The sequence below is a fragment of the Caballeronia sp. SEWSISQ10-4 2 genome, assembly GCF_030464885.1.
In the GTDB taxonomy this organism is placed as follows: Bacteria; Pseudomonadota; Gammaproteobacteria; order Burkholderiales; family Burkholderiaceae; genus Caballeronia.
Window position 1 is genome coordinate 1 of the sequence record NZ_JALPRJ010000020.1, and the last position, 22914, is coordinate 22914.

Consider the following 22914-nt stretch of genomic DNA (forward strand, 5'->3'; position numbering starts at 1 on the left):
GCGCGCTGTCCATCCCCGGCCTGAAGGCCGAGGTCTTTCGCGCAACCTGATAAAGTGAATCTGTGCCAGGTAAGTGAAAACTACTGACACGGTTGGTGCAAAAATCCGCGCGACCGGAATTCCTCGCGCGGCTTCAGCCGCCTGCAACGGTCGCTGGTCGATCCGCAGCCACGCAATTGCCTCCGACCACGAGAAGCTCGCGGCCTACCCGCCCCGCTATCGCTATGAGGTTCGCCATTACTGTTGATTTCAATATTACTTGAAATATAGAAATGAACGGATTAAGGTTCAGCGCATGGACTCCAATCTCGTTGTACGCGCCCTGAGCGCGCTCGCCCATGAATCGCGTCTCGCGATCTTTCGCCTGCTGGTCGTCGCCGGGACGGACGGCATGGCCGCTGGTGAAATCGCGAAGCAGCTCGGGCTTTCCCCTTCAAGCCTGTCATTTCACCTCAAGGATCTGTCGCATGCGGATCTGGTGAAGCCACGACAAGAAAGCCGCTTCATCATCTACACGGCGAATTTTGACGCGATGACGGGCCTGATTGGCTTCCTGACGGAGAACTGCTGCGCCGGCGCGAGCTGCGCCGCGAGCGATCTTCCCAACTGCTGCGGAGATACACCATGAAGCGCATGCACATCCATGTCGCGGTCGAAGACCTCAACGACAGCATTCGGTTCTATCGCGCCATGTTCGGCAACATGGAACCCACGGTTCTCAAGAGTGATTACTGCAAATGGGAGCTGACCGATCCGGCCGTCAATTTTGCGATTTCGCAGCGCGGCGCGAAACCGGGCGTCGATCACATCGGCATCCAGGTTGAAACCGACGCGGAGTTGGAAGAGATGAATGCGCGCTTCACTGCGGCAAAGCTGCCGCTACAGGAGCAGACGGAGACAACCTGTTGTTACGCCAAGTCGGATAAGTCGTGGACGATCGATCCGCAGGGCGTCGCGTGGGAGACGTTCAGAACCCTCGAAGCTGCACCGGTCTACGGTGAGTCCCACGATCGAGCGCAAGCACATGCGCAATCAACGGCCGCATGCTGCTCGCCTGCTGAATCCATTGTGACGATCCGCAGCCGCACGTGAGCGATAAACCTTATTCGATTCTGATTCTCTGCACGGGCAATAGCTCGCGCAGCATCATGGCCGAGGCGCTATTTAACGTGTTGGGGAAAGGGAAGTTTCGGGCGTACAGCGCCGGTAGCCATCCCACCGGCTCGGTCAATCCGTTTGCCATTGAACGATGCGAAGCGCTCGGCTACGACACGTCGGGGCTGCGTAGCAAGAGCTGGGATGAGTTCGCAACACCTGACGCTCCACAGATGGATTTTGTAATCACCGTCTGCGACCAAGCGGCGGGCGAAGTCTGCCCAATCTGGCCGGGCAAACCGATGACGGCGCATTGGGGTTTTGAAGATCCGGCCGCGTTCGAGGGCAGCGATGAAGACAAGCGCAAGGTATTCACCAAGGTATATCGACAAATCATGAGCCGCGTGAGCCAGTTCGTGAACCTGCCGCTCCATGTGCTTGACAGCAACGCGATTCAACACGAGATGCGCGCGGTTGGTGAAAGGCCTGCAGAGGAATCAAATGAGCAGCACTGACACGGCGGTCGGCGGCAATCGGCCGGCGATCGGATTTTTCGAGCGTTACCTGACGGTCTGGGTCGCCCTTTGCATTGTGGGCGGCATTCTGCTCGGGCAGGTGCTTCCCCAGCTCTTTCAGGCGATCGGCCGCATGGAAGTGGCACAGGTCAATCTTCCGGTCGGCGTGCTCATCTGGGTGATGATCATTCCGATGCTGGTCAAGATTGATTTTGCCGCGATGACTCAGGTCAAGAGTCAGTGGCGTGGTATTGGCGTCACGCTATTTGTGAACTGGTTCGTCAAACCGTTCTCCATGGCGTTGCTCGGCTGGATCTTCATCCGCCATGTGTTCGCGCCGTGGCTTCCCGCCGATCAGCTCGACAGCTACATCGCCGGCTTGATCCTGCTGGCTGCAGCCCCCTGCACAGCAATGGTGTTCGTCTGGTCGCAGCTCTGCAAGGGCGATCCGTATTTCACGCTCTCGCAAGTGGCGCTCAACGATTCCATCATGATCGTGGCCTTCGCGCCGCTCGTCGCCTTGTTGCTTGGTCTGTCCGCCATTACTGTGCCGTGGGATACGCTGATTATTTCGGTCGGCCTCTACATCATTATCCCGGTCATCCTCGCTCAACTCCTGCGCCGGATGCTGATGGCGAAGGGCGAGGCGCATTTTCGGAATCTCGTCGCTCACCTCGGCCCCTATTCGATCTGCGCGCTGCTCACGACGTTGGTGCTGCTCTTCGCCTTCCAAGGGCAGGCGATCATGAAGGAACCACTCGTGATTGCGATGCTCGCAGTGCCGATCCTCATTCAGGTGTTTTTCAATTCCGGCCTCGCGTACCTGTTGAATCGCCGGCTTGGCGTCGCGCACTGCGTCGCGGGGCCCTCGAGTTTGATTGGCGCGAGCAATTTCTTCGAACTCGCGGTAGCCACGGCAATCAGCCTGTTCGGCTTCCATTCGGGCGCGGCGCTGGCCACCGTGGTCGGCGTGCTGATCGAGGTGCCGGTGATGCTGCTCGTCGTCGGCGTCGTCAATCGCTCGCAGCACTGGTACGAAGCAAAACACAGCATCAAAGGACAACGCGTATGAGCGTCACGATTTATCACAACCCGGACTGCGGCACGTCGCGCAACACGCTGGCCATGATCCGCAACGCGGGCATCGAGCCGGAGATCATCGAATACCTGAAAACCCCGCCGACGCGGGACGTGCTCACAGATCTCATCGCACGCGCTGGCCTGACGGTGCGCGCCGCGTTGCGTGAAAAGGGCACGCCTTACGCCGATCTGGGTCTAGGCGATCCGTCACTAGGCGATGAGCAACTGCTCGACGCGATGCTGGAACACCCGATCCTCATCAATCGCCCGCTGGTCGTCACACCGCTTGGCGTGCGCCTGTGCCGGCCCTCCGAGGTCGTTCTCGACATCCTGCCCGCAGCGCAAAAAGGTGCTCTTGCCAAGGAGGACGGCGAACCGGTCATCAATAGCGAAGGACGCAGGGTCCGCGAATGACACAGGATCTTCCCAACATCAGCACGGCGCACCTCGACACGCCGGATCTGCGCAAACTCGAACCGCGTGCGGTTTCGCAACACGCGCCACGGATTCTCCTGCTCTACGGCTCGTTGCGCCCCACGTCATACAGCAGGCTTCTAACGCTGGAAGCCGAACGCATCCTGCGCCATTTCGGCGCCGAAACGCGAGTTTTCGATCCGCACGGCCTGCCGGTGACGGACAGCGTCGTTGCCGATCATCCGAAAGTGGCCGAACTGCGCACACTGTCGGCGTGGTCGGAAGGACAGGTATGGTGCAGCCCGGAGCGTCACGGCACGCTAACGGCCGTCTTTAAGAATCAGATCGACTGGCTACCGCTTGAAAGCGGCGGCGTCCGTCCGACACAAGGCCGCACGCTCGCGGTGATGCAGGTGTGCGGCGGATCGCAGTCGTTCAATGCGGTCAATGCGTTGCGCGTGCTCGGCCGCTGGATGCGCATGGTGACCATTCCGAACCAGTCGTCGGTGGCGAAGGCCTGGCAGGAATTCGACGCGAACGGTCGGATGAAACCATCGGCTTATTACGATCGCGTCGTCGACGTGATGGAAGAGCTGTTCAAGTTCACGCTGCTCGTGCGCGATCGCTCGGGTTACTTGACCGACCGTTACAGCGAGCGCAGGCAAGCGCATCCGGAGCTTGCCACGACGCTGGCGAGCGCGGCGATGAACCAGGAGGCGGTGAGCGTCAACGCCGATACCGATGACAGCGAAACGGAGTGACGGCGCCCGTGGCGCTATCGCGACACGGGCGCTCGCAGCCGCGCAACTCGTGTCATGGGGCTCGACCTATTACGCGTTCTCGCTGTTTGTCGTGCCGATGGAAAGTGCGCTGGGCTGGAGCCGGACCGCCACCAACGCAGCGCTCTCGATCGGTCTGCTGATCTCGGGACTCGCGGCCTATCCCATCGGAACTTGGATCGATCGCGGTCACGGCCGACGCGTCATGGTCTGCGGCTCTATCATCGCTGCAGCGATGTTGGCGCTGTGGTCGCAGGCTCATAGCCTCGCGATACTGTTCGTCGTCTGGGCCGGTCTTGGTGTCGCGATGGCTGCCACGCTCTACGATCCGGTCTTCGCGGTGGTCACACGCGATTTTCCAGACAGCTTTCGCACCAGGATCACGCTGATCACTCTGGTAGCCGGTTTTGCCAGTACGGTTTTCATCCCGCTGACCCAGGGCCTCATCGAATGGTTCGGTTGGCGCGGCGCGTTGCTTGCGCTGGCCGCGTTCAATCTGGCGATCTGCCTGCCGCTGCACGTTTTCGCCATCGGCCGAGATGCACCGCGCGATGACGAATCAAATTACAAGTCGACACAGAAAGCTGTCAATGCAGCGGCCACGCAGCGCGCACTGCGTACGCCAACATTTTGGGCACTCGCAGTGTGCTTCACAGCCTACTACGCGACATTCGCCGCGCTCACGTTCCATCTCGTACCGCTCATGATGGAGCGGCGCGTGTCGCCTGCACTGATCCTGACGACGATGGCCGTTATCGGGCCGGCACAGGTTCTGGCGCGCGTGCTGTGGTTCACGATAGGCCGCAACATGAGACCGTCGAACGTGGGTATGGTGATTACCACCGCCTTCCCGGCTTCGGTCATCGTTCTCATGTGCGCCGGCACTTCGCCGGCGTTACTTATCCTGTTTGCGATTCTCTACGGCGGCGCCAACGGCATGATGACGATCTTGCGCGGAACGATCGTGCAGGACGTGATGTGGACAGAGGGCTATGGAGCCGTGAGCGGACTGCTCTCGATGCCCTCGAATATTGCCAAGGGCATTGCGCCGATTTCCGCCGCTGCGATCTGGACGGTCGGCGGAAACTATCTCCCGGTCGAATGGAGCGTGTTGCTGGTGTCTCTGGTTTCAGCGGTTGCGTTCATCCTGGCGACACGGCTCGCCTCCGGGGAAAAGTTCGGCGACCGGCAAGTCAACTTCGAGTGAGCGCGCTGCCATGAAGATACGAATGGCCGATGAGGCCGACCTGAGCGAGATCCAAAGCCTTTTACGCGCGAATGACTTGCCTGTAGAAGACATTTCGAAGGCGCTCATCGAAGAATTTCTGGTTGCAGAAGATGCAAGCGGATCGGTTATCGGCATCGGCGGACTTGAACAGCTCGGCTCCAGCGTGCTGTTGAGATCACTTGCCGTCGTGCCGGAGGCACGCGGAATCGGAATCGCACGTGCACTCGTCGCACGCCTCGAAGACAACGCACGCTCATGCGGGCGACAGGATGTTTGGCTACTGACAACGACGGCGGAGCGATTTTTTGAGCGAACCGGTTACGAGCGGGTGAGCCGCGAAGACGTCCCAGGCGAAGTGCGGTTATGCAGGCAATTCGCGGCGCTGTGTCCGTCGACGGCCTCTTGCATGCGAAAGCGGCTGCGCACGGTATCCTCGGCACCCATCGCCGAGCGCCCGGTATCACACTGATTTCCGACGCTCGACGCCAGTTCGTCACCGGCTCTTGCTGGCCGGTTTTCCTTGTCGCTGACCGGCGACATGGGATCAGTCGCGGCCGTCTGACAGCGAATCCATCTCCGACAACGAGGCCTTGTGGACTTCGCTCATGCGCGTCGGTTTTTTTTATTTAACGCGGCCGAGCTAGAAGGATATTTCACTTTCCGAGGCACGTGCTTATCTGCCGGTGCCACGCTTGCCAAAAAGACCTCTCAAATTCAAGGGCCGACTTTTCAGGCATGGTGGCACCCGACACTGCAATAGCAATCTTGCTGCAAAGCCTCTTTGCGAATACGGCTGCCACGTTCGCGAGGCGCCAGAATGCATGCGATACCGTTGTTGGTAGGCTCGCGTGCGAGAGAGTTGATGTGCGCTATGGTTCGTCTGCAGACGTCCGTCGGATCATCCCGTCGATAAGTCGGGTTTTGCGGACGGTGACTTCTATTGATTAAATGCTCCTGTGACCCGGCCATGTTGCGGCCGGCGTAACCGGGGGCAAGCGATGGCCGACCATGAGAGCGTGTCACAGAGCATCCTGCGGCGACGGCAGGTGGAGCAGAAAACGGGGCTGTCCCGCTCCACTATCTACAAGCGGATGAGGGAGGGCACGTTTCCGCCCGCGGTACCGTTAGGTAGACGTATGGTGGGGTGGCGCGTGGAGGAGATCGAGCGTTTCCTGGCGAACCCCTCACGCTACCGCGCGCGACGCATCTCGGGTGACGTGGATCAGGATGGGGGCGACCATGTCGGCTGTTAATCGCACGTCCACCCTCGATGATCGCCTGGCGAACTGGGGGCGCTCAAACCGTGGCGCGTTTGACGCGAATGACGCCGTGCGGCTCACGCGTGCGTGGCGCACGCTCATGCCGCACCATCGGGAAATATTGCGCATGGTTTATCTCTGGCACGCCAATCGCGAAGTCGTATGCCGTCGTCTGCGTATAACGCGGCACCCACCTCATCTTTTCGAGCTTGAACTTGCGATGGCACGCTCAGCGCTCGCCCGTGCGCTTGCGCTACCTTAAATCCTGATGAGTTCGTCCGTGCTGCGGGGCCGAGGCCGGCGATCACGCGAAATCTATAGAAACACTATTCTCTGGGACGCGGTGGAAAACCCTGAATCGCAACGATCCACCCGCAATACCGCGTGCAGGTTTCGCGTTGCCAGCAGTGTCGTGCACCACACGCCCAGTGGCCGCGAAACCGGGCACAGGGTGCTCTCAACCATGCTCATACGGTTCTCGTCAGTCTCTGTGGCGTGGCGTGGCGTGGCATGGCGTTGGCAGTCTGTTTCCCGTTATCGGCAACGAAAAGCTTGATCTCCCGACGGGTGATGGGTGTCAATGTGGCAAGCCTGGACGGGCGGCGCGAGAAAAGCGGCCCGGGATTCGTGCGTCGTTTCTGTTGTCGCCTGGGCACTTCGCATCTCGCTGACAAGCGAGGCATGTCGCATGCTCAGAGGGCTCGCTTGCACGATATCGCGTGCCGCCTGAAAAAATAAATTTAGGAACAGCGAGGAATAACACGGAGCAGCACGGAACAGGCACCGTGCCCAACGCTCTTTTCCCACCTTGTCTGCGCGCCGGATACCTTCTACATTGAACCTAACAATCTGATCCGGTCAACGTGCGCAGCACGACCGAGTACGCGTTAGCGGCCCCGAAGTACCGAGCTTTCTGCGACGACGTTGGTGTGCCGCAAGACCATCAAAAGCCTGCATCTGCAGGCTTTTTGTGTTTTCTGGCGCTGGAACAATCCCCGTTGAGCCCGCGCTCAGCCTCTCCGGGCGTCGCGGGTTCTTTTTTTCACCTCGCAGTTTTCATGTCGGTTGCTCGGTGCGCAAACCGATGGAGCAACTGAGCATGAAGACACTTTTGATCGCCGCCGAAAAAGGCGGCACCGGCAGAACTGCACTGTTGTGCCAGCTCGCCCATTACTTTTGTCTGGTGGGCAAACTGCGAGTGCTGGTAATTGACCTCGCGGAGCCCGCGTGCAGCACCGCGTCACTCGCGCGTGCATGCAGGGCGGCTGTGCTGGGCGGGCAATGGGCAGCTACGCTCGCAGGCGAGCCGCCGCGCAGCACGTCGAAGGGATGCATCCAGGTGCTACCGGCGCGCGCCATCCATGGATTGACGTTCGAGCGCGGTGATGGTGGCGCACGCTATCACGCCAACCTGCGGCACCTCTTGAGTGTCGTGGCGCCGTTTGTCGACGTCTGCCTGATCGACTGCCCGCCACTGCCGGATATGCGCGCTGTCTGCATCGAAGCGACGGTGGACGCGATGCTAAGCCCCATCCTGCTGTCACAGGAGGCATTCGATAGTGCCGCTGAGCTCATCAACGGGGTTCAGGGTGTGCGTGACGTACGCGCGAGACTCAACCCATCGCTGCGCTTTATCGGTCTGTTGCCGAATATGGTGGAGCGCACACCTCTTCAGCAGGCGCAGGCCCGCGCGCTCGAGGCACGACTGAGCGTCTGGTTGATCCCCGATCCCCAAGACCCGCATGGATATCTTCACATGCCGCGCTTGGATGAGATCGCGAAGGCGCAGGCCGTTGGCGTATCGGTATGGGACCTTACGCGCACCGATCACACAGCGCACATGGCGTGGCGCGCCATGTGCGCCTGCTTCGATGTCATCGCGCGTCAGCTCGACTCGGTTGAGACGCGTCTTGCAGATGTGCAAGCCTTCAACAGGGAGGCGTTTCATGCGTGATCGATTCATTCGTTCGAAGGCGTGGTGCTCGCGGTGCCGATGGCCAGTCGCTTCTGTCATCTACCTCGCGACTTCGGTGTGTGCGCCGGGACTCGCGCATGCCGACGACTGGGGCTGCCAGGTGATCCTGTGCCTGTCCAATCCGGGTGGACCCGAGCAGTACGGCGAATGTGTACCTCCGATCGAAAAGCTCTGGAATGCGCTGCGCCACGGTGATCCGTTTCCGACATGTGATTTTGCTGTGGGCGACTCGCCAGGCACGTCAGCGTCGAACACCGATGCGAGCGCCGTGTATTGTCGCGAGGACCCGATCTACTGGGGTGATCCCGAGCAGAGCGAACTGCTAGGCGGAGCCAGAGGCGCCATTAACGTTGACATCACCGGCCAGCTCTATACCCGGGTGTGGTGGGACGCCAAAGCCGAGGGCCGCACGATCACCGAGTTCTATGACGCGAGCAGTTCCCAAGGCAACACCCAGGTGCCGTATGACCTAAGGCCGGCCGCGCGTGGGTTTATCGAGCGCGTGGTTCGAGAAAATGACGGCACTGGTGGGGGAGGCGCCTCATGATGGCGATCGACTTCATCACGCTCGCGCAGCAGTGTGCCCCGCAGGTCGCATCCTCAACACTTGCTGCGATCGTACGCACCGAGTCCGGATTCAACCCCTATGCGATTGGTGTGGTGCGAGGCCGGCTGCTACGCCAGCCAACCAGTCTCGACGAGGCGATCGCTACGGTTCGCGCGCTGGATGCAAACGGCTGGAACTACAGCGTGGGACTTGCGCAGGTGAACCGGTCGAACTGGTCGCGACTCGGACTGACACCGCAGAACGCATTCGACTCCTGCCGCAATCTGGCGGCGGGAGCTGCCATCCTGCAGGACTGCTTTCGGCAGGCAAGTGCTTCGCGGGCTGACGTCCAGCAGGCGTTGAGACAAAGCCTGTCTTGCTACGCGAGTGGAGATTTCTCGATGGGCTATCGCACCGGCTATGTGCAGCGGGTCGTTGACAACGCCGTAGCACGTTCGATCCCCACGGTACCGGCGATCGTGCCGAGCGCCTCGCCCATGCCGGTCGTGCCACTGGACTCAAATGGTCTTGCGGACCAAACGAGGAGGCGAGCAATACAACACAGTCAACCCGGCACCAACCGGACCGATCCGCGGCAGGGCGGCCAAGAGGAGAAGCCGGATAGCAGCGCGGTCGTGTTCTAGCGAATGCCGGATCCGATAGCGCATTGGACAACGGGTAGACAGGAGTGAATCATGAAATCAGTTATCCTATATATTTTGAAGAAAAAAAACGCACTGCAGAGGCGCTTTTTTGTGGATGCCAAAGCTGCCAGGCTGGTGGCGAGCTGCGTGCCGGTGCTGGTGATGGCTTCACCAGCCTACGCGGAGCTCTCCCAAGTCAATACGCTGCTCACGACCATCCAGACAACGTTGCTTGGCGTCGGGGGCGTGGTCTGCTCGATCTCGATCATCTGGGCGGGTTTCAAGATGATGTTTCAGCACGCTCGGTTTGGCGACATCGCGAACGTGTTTATCGGCGGGCTGTTCGTAGGCTGCGCGACGGTCATCGCCGCGATGCTGATCTCCACAACGTGATCCATGCGAGATGCAAAGCGAATCATGAACCCGTTAAACGATCCCGTGTTCAAGGGCTGTACCCGACCCGCGATGTTGTGGGGAGTGCCGCTTGTGCCCTTTCTGATGGTGGGCGGCGGCATGCTGATCCCGGCTATTTGGGCGCTGATCGCGAGTCCACCGCTCGGTGTCGCCATGCTCTTTCTGATCTTCGCGGTGTTCGTCACGATGCGCGCGATGGCGCGTCATGACGATCAGCGCCTCGCGCAGCGTGCGTTGCGCCTGCGCATGAAGCTGCGCCAGCGCAACCGCGGGTTCTGGGGCGCGCACGCATATGCGCCGGTGCGCCTGAAGAGGAGGACCTGAGATGCACGCCCAAGCGAAATTCGCAGCCGTGGCGCACCGGGAAGTGCAACTGGCAGACTTCATTCCCTATTCGACGCATGTGACCGATCACGTCATCAAGACGCGCGAGGGCGATTACCTGCGCATCTGGCGCGTCGCGGGCATCGCGTTCGAGGCGGCGGACCCCGCAGATATCCTGGTGCGCCACGAGGGGCTCAACCAGCTCATCCGTGGATTGGCCGGCGGCCATGTGGCGCTGTGGTCGCACCGCGTGCGCCGGCGCGTGTCGGATCACTTCGCCACACCTTACGCCGACCCGTTCTGCCAGGAACTCGCGAGGCGGTATTACGCGAGCTTCGCGGGCTACCGGATGATGGCCAACGAGTTGTATCTGACGCTCGTCTATCGACCCAACCGGACAAGACTTGGACGGATCCTCAGTCAGGCGGCGCGCCGCACGCTCGACGATATCCGGCAAGACCAGCACGAGGCGCTCAAGGCGATGGCCGAACTCGCCGCGCAGCTCGAAGCGAGCCTGAGGCCCTACGATCCGGTGGCGCTTGGTGTCTATACGAAACAGATCCAGTACGCGCAGCGCCCGCGCGCCTATTCATCGTCGCTTGAATTCCTGGGTTATCTCGTCAACGCCGTGTGGGAGCCCGTACCGGTGCCCGCGGGCCGGATCTGTGAGGCGTTGCCGACTTCACGCCTTTTCTTCGGCGCCGAGAAGCTTGAGATCCGCATGCCGGCAGCCACGCGCCACGCCGCACTGATCGATCTGAAGGACTACCCTGAGGAGACCGAGCCGGGGATGCTCAACGGATTGCTGTACGGTGACTTCGAGTACATCGAGACGCAGAGCTTCGCCATTCTCGATCGACCGAGTGCGAAGGACGCACTCGAGCGCCAGCGCAACCAGCTCATTGCCGGCGAGGATGTCGCGGTGTCGCAGGTGGCCTCGATGGATCAGGCGCTCAACGACCTGATCAACGGTGACTTCGTCCTTGGTGAGTACCACTATTCGCTTGCGGTATTGGGCGATGCGCCGGAGGAAGTCACCAAGCACGTTGCGAAGGCGCGCACACAGCTGGCCGACGTCGGATTTCAGAGCGCACTCATTGACCTCGTGTCCGATGCGGCGTGGTTCGCGCAGTTACCTGGCAACTGGCGTTACCGGCCACGTGAAGCGAAGCTGACATCGCGCAACTTCTGCGGGCTCGGCAGCCTGCACAACTTCGCGACGGGCAAGCGCGAGGGCAACCCGTGGGGCGAGGCGATCACGATCGTCAAGACGCCGAGCGGGCAGCCGCTCTATCTGAATTTCCACGCGACGCCCCAGAAGAAGGACTCGGCCGACGAGAAGGCTCTGGCCAACACGCAGATCATTGGCCAGGCCGGCGCGGGCAAGACAGTGCTCGAACTGTTCCTGCTCGCGATGGCGATGAAGTACGGCATCACGGCAGTGCTCTACGACAAGGACCGCGGCACCGAGATCGCGATCCGCGCGATGGGTGGCATCTACACCGTGTTCCGGCGTGGCGAGCCAACGGGGCTCAATCCCTTTCAGCTGGAGCCGAGCGAAACCGTGCTCGACTTCTGGGAGCGGCTCGTGCGCAAGCTGGTCGATAGCGGTTCGCCCCTCTCGGCGAAGGACGAGATGGACGTCTCGCGTGCAGTGCGGGAAGTCGCCCGCATGGCCAGGCCCTTGCGGCGCCTGTCAATGGTGCGCCAGTTGCTCCCGAACGTGGGCGAGAACAGCCTGCACGCGCGGCTTGCCAAATGGTGCGCCGGCGCTCGACTGGGGTGGGTGCTCGACAACCCGGTCGAGCGGCTCGATTTCACCGGTGCGCGCCTCTTCGGATTCGACGATACCGAGTTGCTGGGCGATGCGCAGGTGTCCACGCCAGTCACGATGTACCTGCTGCACCTGACTGAGAGCCTCATCGATGGCCGGCGTTTCATCTATGTGATGACCGAATTCTGGAAGCGCCTGGGCGACCCCGTCTTCACGGATTTCGCGAACAACAAGCAGAAGACGATCCGCAAGCAGAACGGACTTGGCATCTTCGATACGCAGTCGCCAGCCGATGTGCTCAGAAGCGATATCGCACGCGCGCTCATCGAGCAGACCGCGACCTTCTTTTTCCTGCCGAACCCGCGCGCGGACTACGACGATTATGTGCATGGCTTCAAGCTGAGCGAGGCGGAATTCAACATCGTGCGCAATCTCGGCGAGAACAGCCGGTGCTTTCTTGTCAAGCAGGGACACCGCTCGGCGATTGGTCGGCTGGATCTGGCGGGTCTTGGCGATGTGCTCGACGTGCTCTCGGGGACGACGGACAACGTTGAACTGCTTGACACGATTCGCGCGCGGGTGGGTGACGCCCCCCAAGACTGGTTGCCCGTCTTCCACGAGGCGCTTGCGAAACGCCGGGCCACGGAAGCCCGTATGCGCGCATCTGGGCAGGTAATGGCGCAGCAAGCGATGGTGCAGGTGAGGGGAGGTGTGCGATGAGCGGTCTTTTCACGGCGATTGGCGAGACGCTGGAGAACGGCACGAGCTCCTATGTGACGAATGTGTCAGCGGCACTATCGAGCGCACTGGTACCAGTCGTGACTACGACCGTTACGATCTGGATTGTTACCTACGGACTGGCGGTGGTGCGTGGCGAGGCGCATGAGGCCGTGCCCGCATTTGCGTGGCGCGCACTGAAGCTTGCCATCACGCTCGCGTTCGCGCTGAGCACCGGTGTTTATCAGGGGCAGGTGGTCACGGCGATTAACGGTGCGACAGCGGGGCTCGCGCAGACGATCCAGAACGCGGCCGCCGTGAGCGGCACCGGTAACCCTGGGTGCGGCTCGGTGAACGGCACCAGCGTGACGGGCACGAGCGCGAGCAGCATCTACCAGACCCTCGACTGTTACGACCAGCAGATCGACCTCGTGATGGACGCCTATTTTGACAAGGCGGCACACGAAGGCCTGAGCTTGAGCGGGATGATTGCCGGCATCGGCGATTTCCTGTGCGGGCTCGTGGCCGCGCTTGGCGGCTCCTGTTTCCTGATCGTGCTCGCCTTCGAGGTCGTGATGGCGAGGATGCTGCTCGAGCTTGTTCTCGGGCTCGGCCCGATTTTCATCGCGTGCGCCGCATTCGCGCCGACGGCACGGTTCTTCGAGGCGTGGAGCGCCAAGGTCGCCAATTACGCGCTCCTGCAGGTGCTGGTCGCGGCCTTTCTCGGCATGGCACTGACCGCTTTTTCCGCCTATCTCGCGCCGTTGCACGTCACCGATGCCTCTCCCGCATCGGATGCCGCGTCGCTGATGTCGGGCGTCACCAGCGTGCTGGAAGGGTCGGCGGCCGATGTGGCGGCAATCGGCCTTTTCGTGACCGGCGTGTTTCTCGCAATGGTCGGCTGGCAGTTGCCGGCTGTCGCGTCCGGACTTGCCGGAGGCGCGACCCTGTCCGGTTTCGGCGCGTTCGTTGCCGGGGTGACGTCCCAACGGCTCGCCAGCGCGCTCGGCCGTGCGCTTGCTGGCGGCAGACAGAGGCCCGGTGGAACGATCCATCACCAGTCGGGTTCTGGCGGAAGCCCTGCCGGGAACCGGTCGGTGCCGGCCTATCAGCGGGCTGCCCGGGAACACCTCGGGCAGCAGGGCGAGTGAATCACAGCGACTAAATCACAGTGACGGACTCACAGTGACGGAATCACAGCGACGGAATCACAGGCGATCACCATGACGAAACTCTACAGGCTGTCTGCCTATGCCGCACTGCTCCTCATCACGGGCGCGGCAGTCGTGCCATCGGTGAGCGCGCAGGGCATTCCGGTGTTTGACGCGCAGAACGTCGCGCAGGCGATCGCAACGGTGGCACAACTCGAACAGGAAGTGCAGCAGGAAATCCGGCTCTACCAGTCGATGAACGGCACGCGAGGGTTCGGTCAACTGCTCAGCAACCCCGTTCTTGCCAACTCGCTGCCGTCGAACTGGATGAGCGTCTACACCTCGGTCCAGAACGGCGGCTACTCGGGCCTGACGAGCAGCGCTCAGGCGCTGCGCTCGGCAAGCGAGCTCTACAACTGCCAGGACCAGAGCGGCGTCGACGCGCAGATCTGCCAGCGTGCGCTCAACAAGCCGTTTCAGGACAAGGCGTTCGGGATGCAGGCGTATCAGACGGAACTGCAGGAACTGAACCAGATTCAGAGCCTGATGCGGCAGATCGACGCGACGCAGGACCCTAAGGGCGTCGCGGAACTACAGGCGCGCATTCAGTCCGAGAGCACGACGGTCGGCAACGAGATGACAAAGCTGCAGCTCTTCAAAATGCTCGCAGACAGCGAGGACAAGCTGATCGCCGAACAGCAGAGCGAACTGGTGTTGAGCCGCGCCGCAAACACGACGCGGCTGCAGGACCAGATGGTCCCCGCCACATTCGGGAACTGACGGAGCGCAACCGTGAGACATATCTCTCTGATCATGCTGATTATTCAATTTGTAATACTAATTACATCGTGTGGCGGTAATCCACCAAACCCGGTTCTGCCGGACGGGTTGCACCGCGTCCCGGTGAACCGCGTGCCTCCGGTTCCTTCGGCATCAAAGGCGCGAGCAGCGTCATCGACTGATGGAGCTGGACTATGAAAGTCGGCGCCGATTACGCGCGGGTGCTCGATATCGAGGCGTGCCTGTCCGACATGCAGCAGCGTTCGGAGCGACGCGCGTGGCATATCGCATACGCGGCGGTGGGCGTCGCCGTGCTCAGTTCGACTGCGCTCGCGGTGATGGTTCCCTTCTACCGGGTAGTACCGTTGCCCATCGAGGTGGACCGGCTCACCGGTCAGTCGCAGGTAATCGACGTGCTCGACGCGACGCACGTTCACACAAAGGAGATCCAGGACAAGCACTGGGTCGAGGTGTACGTACGCTCGCGCGAGCGCTACGACTGGGGTCTGCTGCAGATGGACTACGACCGCGTGCTCAACATGAGCGATGAGACGGTCGCGCGGGACTACCGGCAGATATATAGCGGTCCCGATGCGCTTGACAGGCAACTCGGTGCCGGTACCGAAAAGGGTATCCGGATTCTTTCGACGACGCTGCCGCCCGATGAACCCGGGCGCGCGGTGGTGCATATCGAGCGCACGACGCGCAAGAACGGGGTCGACAACGCCGAAGCGCCACAGCGCTTTGTCGTCACGCTCGCCTTCATGTACCGGCCGCCGGTGTTCACGCGGGAGAACGTGGCTGTCGAAAACCCCTTCGGCTTCAAGGTGACGGCCTACAGTCGCGATCCTGAATACACGCCGCCCACACTACCCACGCCGCCCGCGCCCTCGCCTGCCGAAGGAGGCACCCGATGAAACCGGCTCTGACGCCTGCAGTCGTGATGCTCGCGCTGGGTTGCCGGCTCGCGAGCGCCTATGATCTGCCCGGCTGGACGAGCGACTCGCGCGTGCGGCAGGTGCCGTACCGGCAAAACGAAGTGGTGCGCATCAATGCACAGCGCGGGTTCGCCACCCACATCGCGCTGGATGCGCACGAACAGATTCTGGTGGTGGCACCCGGCGACCGTGACGGCTGGCAGGTGGTGGCGAACAAGGGCGATCACGACGTCTATCTGAAGCCGCAGCTTGCGGCGCACGACACGAACCTCGAGATCCGCACGGACCGGCGCAGCTACAGCTTCGATCTGCGCGTGCTGCCTCTGAGGACAAGGTTTGGTAGTGCCCGGGAGATGTACCGCGTCACGTTCATGTATCCCGATGAGGAACAGGCGAAGACTCACCTCGATGGCGAGCAGGCGCTGCTGCAAGAGCGCCTCGCGCAGTCGCCGGTCGTGCGCAACGCCCGGTACTCGATGCAGGCGATGCCGCATTCGGACGATATCGCACCGAGCGCAGCATGGGACGATGGGCGCTTTACCTATATCCGCATCCCGAATAACCGGCGAATGCCTGCGATTTTCCGGGTCGCGGACGACGATACCGAAAGCGTGGTTGACAGACACATGGACGGCGATGTGGTGGTCGTTCACGAGGTCGCGAAGCGTTTCGTGTTGCGCCTGGCCAATGAGGTAGTGGGACTGTGGAACGACGCGTACGACATGGACGGCGTGCCGCCGAAAGATGGCACGACGCTCAACGGCGTGAAACGCGTGCTGCGGAGCAGTGGCCATGAGTAACGACACCACGCGCAACACAATCGAGCCGGAGGGCACGCCTCGCGATGGAGGCGATGGCGAGAGCGGCAATGCTCGCGATACGCGCACGCCGCCCGTGGCCGATCGCGGCATGCCCGATCTGGGGCAGCTGCGAGGTCGTCCGCGGACATGGTGGTTGACACCGCTCGCGATTGTGGTCGTGGTCGCCGTTGGCGCAGTGTGGACGGTGCACGGGTTTCTCGCGCGTCATGACGCGGCAGCCAAGGCGCGTCGGGATGCCGCGCTCGATCAGCCCTCGCAGGGGCGCGTGTTTGGCGATGAGGCATCTTCAGTTGGTGTGCCGGCGTCGGTGCCGAGCATGGTTGCAAGCCGGCCGCCTGCTCGCGTCGCACACGCGATGTCCGGGCGCAGTTATTACGACGCTCCACTGCTCGCGGGTGGCGCTCCCAGTGGGGGCGTTGCCGATGCCGCGGGCGCTCCAACAGGCCCACTCGACGATAAAGCGGCGCCTTTCGCTGGGGCGTCGGTGCCCAATGTCGGCGTGAGCCCGCTTGCGGCGACGCGAGGCCAGACCGACAGCTCGCTGGGGCAGGCGCTCACGCCCACACTGACGCCGCGCGTGAGCGCCGGGCGTCTGGGCAACCGCAGCCTCATCCTCGCGCAGGGCGCCAAGATCGACTGCGCGGGCGACACCGCGTTCGACTCCAGTGAAGCGGGTCTATCCACCTGCACGGTCACCAGAAACGTCTATTCCGACGATGGACGGGTGGTCCTGATCGAACGCGGCTCGCAGATCAACAGCCAGTACCGCTCGAATCTATCTCCCGGGCAAAAGCGCGTGTTCATCCTGTCGGCGCGCATCAAGACGCCGAACGGCGTGACCGTAGAGATCGATTCTCCAGCCGCGGACGCGCTCGGGCGCACGGGCATCGGCGGCTACGTGAACAACCACTGGGGCGAGCGCGTGGGCGCGGCGTTCCTGCTGAGTATCACGCAGGACGCGATCGGCTACCTGGCGACGCGCGGTGGTAACAACAACAGCTCCACGGTCTTCGAGAACACGCAGCAGACCGGCAACAACATGGCCGCTCGCGTGCTCGACGGCACGATCAACATTGCTCCGACGCTCACGCAGAACCAGGGTGCTGAGTTCACGATCGTGCTCGCGCGCGATCTCGACTTCAGCTCCGTCTATGCACTGCAGCCGGAGGCGCTCCAATGAATACGCCTGTGTTGACTGCCGGTTGGGCCGAGCAGACCCTGCTCGCGAGGGTGCCGGACGACGCGTCCGTGCGCGAGCTGATGCGCCCGTTCGCATCACTGCTCGACAATGCAGAGGTCACTGAGATCGTGATCAACCGGCCGCAGCGTGTGCTCACCGAAACGCATCTTGGCTGGCACAGCTTCGACTATCGCGACCTGGATTTCGAGCGCCTGATGTCGTTCGCGGTGGCCATCGCCACGCTCACAAACCAGGAAGTCTCGGCCGAAAATCCGGTGCTCTCGGCGCTGTTGCCCGGCAACGCGCGCATCCAGATCGTGATACCGCCGGTCGTGCCCGCGCGCACGGTGTCGGTCACGATCCGCCGCCCGTCTTCGCGGGAGAAGACGCTCGGTCTCTATCGTGCCGAGGGACTCTTTGCGCGTAGCGAGTGGCACCGGCCGGTGGGGCTCGACGAGGCCGCGAAGGTGTTGCGAGCGACGGACCAGCATCTCGTACGAAGGCTAGACGAGGGCGACTTCGCGGCCTTCTTTGAGTTGGCGGTGCTTGCCCGACTGAATATCGTGATCGTCGGCAACACCGGTTCCGGCAAGACGAGCTTCATGAAAACGCTCTGTCAGCACATCCCGGCAAGCGAGCGTGTCGTGACCATCGAGGATGTGCGCGAGCTTTTCATCCGTCACATCGAGAACTGTGTCCATCTTATTTATAACAAGGGCGGCCACGGACAGGCTCGCATCACGCCTGCGGAGCTGATCGCCAGCACCATGCGCATGCGTCCCGATCGCGTGCTGCTCGCGGAGCTGCGCGGCGCGGAAGCGTACGACTTCCTGAAGCTACTGACCACAGGGCACTCGGGTTCCATCACGAGCTATCACGCATCGAGTGCGGTGGTGGCGATCGAGCGCTTTGCGCTGATGGCGAAGGAACACCCGGAGGCGGCCGCGTATGACGATGCCGCGCTCAAGCGCCTGTTGTTTCTGACCATCGACGTGGTCGCACATATGGAGGCGCAGCCGGTGTTCGACGAGGCGGGCGTGCAGACTGGCAAACGCTGGTCCATGACGGAAGTCTGGTTCGATCCGCTGCGCAAGTACCGGACCGAGTTTGAGTGAATGTTAAGTGAATGTTTGGGTGAACCCGCGCGAAAAGGATGGAGCAGATCATGCAAAATCGCAGTTGGCATCACGTCTATATGGCGGCGAAGACGCTGGCGATTCTCGTCGTTCTGGGCACGGCGCTTCTGGCCGCGCTCTGGCTCGCGTCGTTCTTCCTCTACGCGAGTCTTAAGGTCAATCCGCTGCATGCGGGGATATGGGGCTGGCTGGACGCTGCTCGCGCCTGGCATGACGGCGCGCTGCCGAAAGAAGGCAGGCGGCTTGCCGGCTCGGCGCTGTTTGGCTTGCTGGTCGCCTTCGGTGGACCGGGACTCGGCTCGTGCGCACTGTGGAGCCGCTCTGCTCATCGCCGTCTTTACGGCAGTGCGCGGTTCGCGAGCGACGCGGAAATCCGTGCGGCGGGGCTGCTATGAGTGCCCTCATGACAGCCAGTGCTGGAATGGGACCGGCCATCGTCGTGGGTCTGTGGCGCGGGCAGTACCTGCGCTTTGTGGGCCAGCAGTTCGTGCTGCTCGCGGCGCCCGCGCGCTCGGGCAAGGGCGTCGGTATCGTGATTCCGAACCTGCTGAGTTATCCGGATTCGGCTGTGGTGCTCGACATCAAGCAGGAGAACTACGCCATCACGGCGGGCTTCAGGCGCGCCCACGGGCACGCGGTCTACCTGTTCAATCCTTTCGCCGAAGATGGGAGAACGCACCGCTATAACCCGCTGTCGGCCATTTCGGATGGGGTGTTTCGCGTGGGTGACGTCCTTGCGATCGGCTACGCCCTCTATCCGGTGGGCGGCCACGACGATTTCTGGAAGGACCAGGCGCGCAATCTCTTTCTGGGTATCGTGTTGCTGCTGTGCGAATGGCGCGATGCGCGGCGTATCGGGAGGACGGATATCCCTGAGCATCCCGTCACCATGGGAGAAATACTGAGGCAGTCATCGGGCAACGGCATGCCCGTGAAGGCGTATCTGCAAAAGGCATTGCTGCAATACCGCAACCTCCTCACGGGGCCCTGCGTCGATGCGCTCAACCGCTTCCTCGCCAATGACGACAAGGTACTGGCAAGCATCCTCGCAACCTTCAATGCGCCGCTCACCATCTGGGCCAATCCGATCGTTGATGCCGCGACGAGCGCGAACGATTTTGACCTGCGAGATGTCCGCAAGCAGCGCATGACAGTCTATATCGGTATCACGCCGGATCATCTGAGCGAGTCGGCGCTGCTCGTCAACCTGGTGTTCTCGCAGCTCGTCAACCTCAACACGAAGCAGTTGCCACAGCAGAACCCGGCGCTCAAATTCCAGTGCCTGCTGGTCATGGACGAATTCACCGCGATCGGCAAAATCCACATCATCGCGCGCGCAGTCGCCTATATGGCCGGCTACAACCTGCGCATGCTCTCCATCGTGCAATCGGTCTCACAACTGGAGTCGGTCTACGGCCGCGCGGATGCTCGCACGTTCGTCACCAACCACGCGATGCAGATTTTGTATGCGCCGCGCGAGCAGAAGGACGCCAATGAGTATTCCGAGATGCTCGGCACCTTCACCGACAAGTCGCGCAGCGTGAGCCGCTCCAACGCCATCTTCGGGGGGCGTGGTGGGTCGAGCGAGAGCATCTCCGAGCAGCGTCGAGCCTTGCTGCTGCCGCAGGAGCTAAAAGAGCTTGGCCGGGACAAGGAGATCATCCTGCTCGAGAACACCAAACCGATCCTCGCCGAGAAGATCTGCTACTGGCGCGAGCCCGCCTTCACGTCGCGGCTTGCCGCCGCGCCCCGCGTGCCGGCGATGGATCTTGCCGGCTTTCGTGCACAGATCGAGCGGCGCGTGCGTGAACTCAGGATGGACGAAATCGAGGCGGATGCGTCGGGACCGATCCACGTGCCGGTCGAGTATCTGGAGGTGTTGCAGGCCTGGGATCCGCGAGACCTGCCTTCGCGGCTTGCCGATATCAGCGAGGAGGAGGCGAGCGCGTACGTGGAGCGGCACTTCATGTTGCTTGGCGTTCCGGTTGAGCAGATCGAGCAGGCAAGGCAAAGGCGCTCGGCGGCGGATCCGGACGTGGCGGAACTCAGGCCGGCGGCAGGCTCAAGAGACCGTCGGGCAAGCAGCACGTCAGGGCAGACACAAGCCGCGGGCGGCAAGGCGCGCGTCGCAAAGGATGCGCGGGCCGCTCGCGCGATTGACCCGTCCGGGCACTCAGACGTTGCACCCATAGTTGCGCCAATAGTTGCACCAATACGCGGAGAGCATCGATGACCTCGCAGTTCGTTGATGAGCGCGCTCGCGCGCGGGCCGCACTCGCCGTGATTCCTTCGGAAGACTACTCGACGTGGGTCGATATGGCCTTCGCAGTGAGGCAGGGATTCGGTGATGCGGGCTTTGACATCTGGGATGAGTGGAGCCGTAGCGCGCACAACTACAGCGAGCGTGCTGCACGTGTGACGTGGCGCTCGGCCAGCGCATCGGGAGGCAAGACGCTTGCGTCGCTTTTTTGGCTGGCTGAGCGCCACGGCTTCGATCTGCAAGGCGCGAGAGTCGCCGGTGCCGTCGCGCACGGGGTGGCCGGTCCCGACCGGCTGACGCTGGAGCGTCGTGCGCAGGAGTCTGAACGAGAAGAACGGAAGGTGCGTGCCCGCCACGCCGCAGTTGCCCGTGAGGCCGCATCCATCTGGCAATGGGCGCGGCCTGTCGGACCGCAGCATCCGTATCTGATGCGCAAGCAGCTCAAAGCGACAGAGACGTTGCGAGAACTGGAAGCCCTCGAACTGCGCACACTGCTCGGCTATGAGGCATCGAGCGGGGAAGAGATTCTCACGGGCCGCGTGTTGATCGTGCCGGTATGGAGGGGCGAGGGCCTGTCCACGCTTGAGCTTATCGATGAACACGGGCGCAAGTCGTCGCTCGCCGGAGGCGCGAAGAAGGGTGGGTACTGGATGACGCGGCCTGAACCAGTGAGCGGCGAAACCGCGTCTCCAATGCTGATCGGAGAAGGAGTGGCGACGGTGCTCTCGGCACACCGGGCAACCGGATGGCTCGCGGCGGCAGCCCTGTCGAGCCGCAATCTCGGCGAGCTTGCCAGTATCCTGCGCGCGCGCTTTCCTGATGCCGGGCTGATCGTGCTCGGAGATCTCGGCCATGGTGAGGAGTCAGCGCGTCAGGCGGCCAGGCACGTTGCAGCGCAGCTTGCCCTTCCTGTGTTTGCACCGCACGCGCTGATCGACGGTTCCCGGCCGACCGACTTCAACGACATGGCTGTGCTGTGCGGCTCGGACGCCGTACGTCGATTGTTGCGGGACGTGGCGTTTCGCGAGGTGGTGAGCGCGGACGTGACGCCCGAACCAGAGCCGATTCCTTGCGCCGAAGCAAGGGCGGATAAACCGAAGGAGGGTAGTGAAATGGGTCACGTGAAAGAGGAAATGGCGAACGACGCTGGCAGCACGAAACGTCGCAAGGCGGCGCCGAAGGAGGTCGCGCCGCAAGCAGCGCAGGAGTCCCTGGTGAGGCCGATCTCGCAGGACGGGCAGCTCCCACAGGCATCTGCGGAGAGCTCACCGACGGATCCATCGGCGGATCCACCGAAGGCGCCGTGGACTCGCCGGGAGATCGGCGAAGCGCTATACGGGCTTGATGACGTGCCGCCGGAGATGAAGACGCTCGCGCGGCACCGCTTTGGCGCGCAGATCCGTATGGCGACGCCACGTGAGAATGGCGGTCCGTACCGGGGCGAGGTCTTCAACACGGAGCACTACCTGATTCAGGAGGTGGCCACACGCAGTGTCGTCTTTCACGCGAAGCAGCGGATGGAATTCGTGTCGGACCGCCTGAAATGGATGGACGAGAACCTGAGGATGAACGGGGCCGACGTGCAGATCGGCTACGACGCTGATCGTGCGAAGGTGTACCCATGGGACCGCGTGCGTGACCAGCTCGAGCGCACCGTGGCATCGCTGAAGAAATCGGCGTGCGAGCTCGGTTTTGGCACGGACCTTGACGGCACCCTCGAGCAGTTGCAGGCGAACTCGTGGACACGGATACGGCAGGCTCGTGCAAGCGCGCTTGCGCAGTCGAAGGAACGGGCTGCCCGGGAACCCAAGGATGAGCCCGACAGATAAACACCGTGGGCGGACAACGGGACGTTTGGCCGGGGCTAAACCAATACGAGGCGG

General features: G+C 62.2%; 25 protein-coding genes. All 25 read left to right on the forward strand.

Annotated features, from left to right (window positions below):
- Positions 1-295: 295 nt before the first annotated feature.
- The 25 genes from M0D69_RS15425 (at position 296) to M0D69_RS15545 (ending at position 22860) form a co-directional block, all read left to right on the forward strand.
- Positions 296-628, forward strand: coding sequence for a helix-turn-helix transcriptional regulator (locus M0D69_RS15425; protein ID WP_301782831.1), 333 nt, complete (start codon positions 296-298; stop codon positions 626-628).
- On the forward strand, positions 625-1092 hold the full coding sequence (locus M0D69_RS15430) for an ArsI/CadI family heavy metal resistance metalloenzyme (RefSeq protein ID WP_301782832.1): 468 nt from the start codon (positions 625-627) through the stop codon (positions 1090-1092). The genes M0D69_RS15425 and M0D69_RS15430 overlap by 4 nt, the downstream gene beginning before the upstream one ends.
- Positions 1089-1610 (forward strand): arsenate reductase ArsC, encoded by a 522-nt coding sequence (locus M0D69_RS15435; protein WP_301782833.1) that lies wholly within the window; start codon positions 1089-1091, stop codon positions 1608-1610. The genes M0D69_RS15430 and M0D69_RS15435 overlap by 4 nt, the downstream gene beginning before the upstream one ends.
- A complete protein-coding gene (arsB, locus tag M0D69_RS15440) occupies positions 1597-2682 on the forward strand; it encodes an ACR3 family arsenite efflux transporter (protein WP_301782834.1) in 1086 nt (361 codons plus the stop codon). The genes M0D69_RS15435 and arsB overlap by 14 nt, the downstream gene beginning before the upstream one ends.
- Complete coding sequence (gene arsC, locus M0D69_RS15445; protein ID WP_301782835.1) at positions 2679-3104, forward strand: arsenate reductase (glutaredoxin); 426 nt, start codon at positions 2679-2681, stop codon at positions 3102-3104. Before arsB ends, arsC begins: the two co-directional genes overlap by 4 nt.
- A complete protein-coding gene (arsH, locus tag M0D69_RS15450; protein WP_301782836.1) occupies positions 3101-3865 on the forward strand; it encodes an arsenical resistance protein ArsH in 765 nt (254 codons plus the stop codon). Before arsC ends, arsH begins: the two co-directional genes overlap by 4 nt.
- A complete protein-coding gene (locus M0D69_RS15455; RefSeq protein ID WP_301782837.1) occupies positions 3846-5090 on the forward strand; it encodes an MFS transporter in 1245 nt (414 codons plus the stop codon). The genes arsH and M0D69_RS15455 overlap by 20 nt, the downstream gene beginning before the upstream one ends.
- A gap of 10 nt (positions 5091-5100) precedes the next feature.
- Positions 5101-5580, forward strand: coding sequence for an arsenic resistance N-acetyltransferase ArsN2 (arsN2, locus tag M0D69_RS15460; RefSeq protein WP_301782838.1), 480 nt, complete (start codon positions 5101-5103; stop codon positions 5578-5580).
- 529 nt (positions 5581-6109) lie between these two features.
- Complete coding sequence (locus tag M0D69_RS15465) at positions 6110-6364, forward strand: AlpA family transcriptional regulator (RefSeq protein ID WP_301782839.1); 255 nt, start codon at positions 6110-6112, stop codon at positions 6362-6364.
- Positions 6351-6632, forward strand: a complete 282-nt coding sequence (locus M0D69_RS15470; protein WP_301782840.1) for a hypothetical protein — start codon at positions 6351-6353, stop codon at positions 6630-6632. Before M0D69_RS15465 ends, M0D69_RS15470 begins: the two co-directional genes overlap by 14 nt.
- A gap of 837 nt (positions 6633-7469) precedes the next feature.
- Positions 7470-8324: a ParA family protein gene (locus M0D69_RS15475; protein ID WP_301782841.1), complete on the forward strand. Its 855-nt coding sequence runs from the start codon at positions 7470-7472 to the stop codon at positions 8322-8324.
- A complete protein-coding gene (locus M0D69_RS15480; RefSeq protein WP_301782842.1) occupies positions 8317-8892 on the forward strand; it encodes a hypothetical protein in 576 nt (191 codons plus the stop codon). The genes M0D69_RS15475 and M0D69_RS15480 overlap by 8 nt, the downstream gene beginning before the upstream one ends.
- Positions 8889-9536 (forward strand): lytic transglycosylase domain-containing protein, encoded by a 648-nt coding sequence (locus tag M0D69_RS15485; RefSeq protein ID WP_301782843.1) that lies wholly within the window; start codon positions 8889-8891, stop codon positions 9534-9536. Before M0D69_RS15480 ends, M0D69_RS15485 begins: the two co-directional genes overlap by 4 nt.
- Before the next feature lie 51 nt (positions 9537-9587).
- Positions 9588-9929: a TrbC/VirB2 family protein gene (locus M0D69_RS15490; RefSeq protein ID WP_301782844.1), complete on the forward strand. Its 342-nt coding sequence runs from the start codon at positions 9588-9590 to the stop codon at positions 9927-9929.
- Positions 9930-9953: 24 nt separating this feature from the next.
- Positions 9954-10274 (forward strand): type IV secretion system protein VirB3, encoded by a 321-nt coding sequence (locus tag M0D69_RS15495; RefSeq protein ID WP_301782845.1) that lies wholly within the window; start codon positions 9954-9956, stop codon positions 10272-10274.
- Between the two features lies 1 nt (position 10275).
- Positions 10276-12768: a VirB4 family type IV secretion/conjugal transfer ATPase gene (locus M0D69_RS15500; RefSeq protein ID WP_301782846.1), complete on the forward strand. Its 2493-nt coding sequence runs from the start codon at positions 10276-10278 to the stop codon at positions 12766-12768.
- Positions 12765-13916 carry a type IV secretion system protein gene (locus M0D69_RS15505; RefSeq protein WP_301782847.1) on the forward strand — a complete coding sequence of 384 codons (1152 nt, stop codon included), beginning with the start codon at positions 12765-12767 and terminating at the stop codon, positions 13914-13916. Before M0D69_RS15500 ends, M0D69_RS15505 begins: the two co-directional genes overlap by 4 nt.
- 72 nt (positions 13917-13988) lie before the next feature.
- A complete protein-coding gene (gene virB5 / locus M0D69_RS15510) occupies positions 13989-14696 on the forward strand; it encodes a P-type DNA transfer protein VirB5 (protein ID WP_301782848.1) in 708 nt (235 codons plus the stop codon).
- A gap of 194 nt (positions 14697-14890) precedes the next feature.
- Positions 14891-15613, forward strand: coding sequence for a virB8 family protein (locus M0D69_RS15515; RefSeq protein ID WP_301782849.1), 723 nt, complete (start codon positions 14891-14893; stop codon positions 15611-15613).
- Positions 15610-16434: a TrbG/VirB9 family P-type conjugative transfer protein gene (locus tag M0D69_RS15520; RefSeq protein ID WP_301782850.1), complete on the forward strand. Its 825-nt coding sequence runs from the start codon at positions 15610-15612 to the stop codon at positions 16432-16434. The genes M0D69_RS15515 and M0D69_RS15520 overlap by 4 nt, the downstream gene beginning before the upstream one ends.
- The gene (virB10, locus tag M0D69_RS15525) at positions 16427-17635 is read left to right on the forward strand and encodes a type IV secretion system protein VirB10 (protein WP_301782851.1); all 1209 of its coding nucleotides are present in this window, start codon (positions 16427-16429) and stop codon (positions 17633-17635) included. The genes M0D69_RS15520 and virB10 overlap by 8 nt, the downstream gene beginning before the upstream one ends.
- Complete coding sequence (gene virB11, locus M0D69_RS15530) at positions 17632-18750, forward strand: P-type DNA transfer ATPase VirB11 (RefSeq protein WP_301782852.1); 1119 nt, start codon at positions 17632-17634, stop codon at positions 18748-18750. The genes virB10 and virB11 overlap by 4 nt, the downstream gene beginning before the upstream one ends.
- A gap of 80 nt (positions 18751-18830) precedes the next feature.
- On the forward strand, positions 18831-19166 hold the full coding sequence (locus M0D69_RS15535) for a hypothetical protein (protein WP_301782930.1): 336 nt from the start codon (positions 18831-18833) through the stop codon (positions 19164-19166).
- Positions 19163-21004 (forward strand): type IV secretory system conjugative DNA transfer family protein, encoded by a 1842-nt coding sequence (locus tag M0D69_RS15540; RefSeq protein WP_301782853.1) that lies wholly within the window; start codon positions 19163-19165, stop codon positions 21002-21004. The genes M0D69_RS15535 and M0D69_RS15540 overlap by 4 nt, the downstream gene beginning before the upstream one ends.
- Positions 21001-22860 carry a PriCT-2 domain-containing protein gene (locus tag M0D69_RS15545; RefSeq protein ID WP_301782854.1) on the forward strand — a complete coding sequence of 620 codons (1860 nt, stop codon included), beginning with the start codon at positions 21001-21003 and terminating at the stop codon, positions 22858-22860. Before M0D69_RS15540 ends, M0D69_RS15545 begins: the two co-directional genes overlap by 4 nt.
- Positions 22861-22914 lie beyond the last annotated feature (54 nt).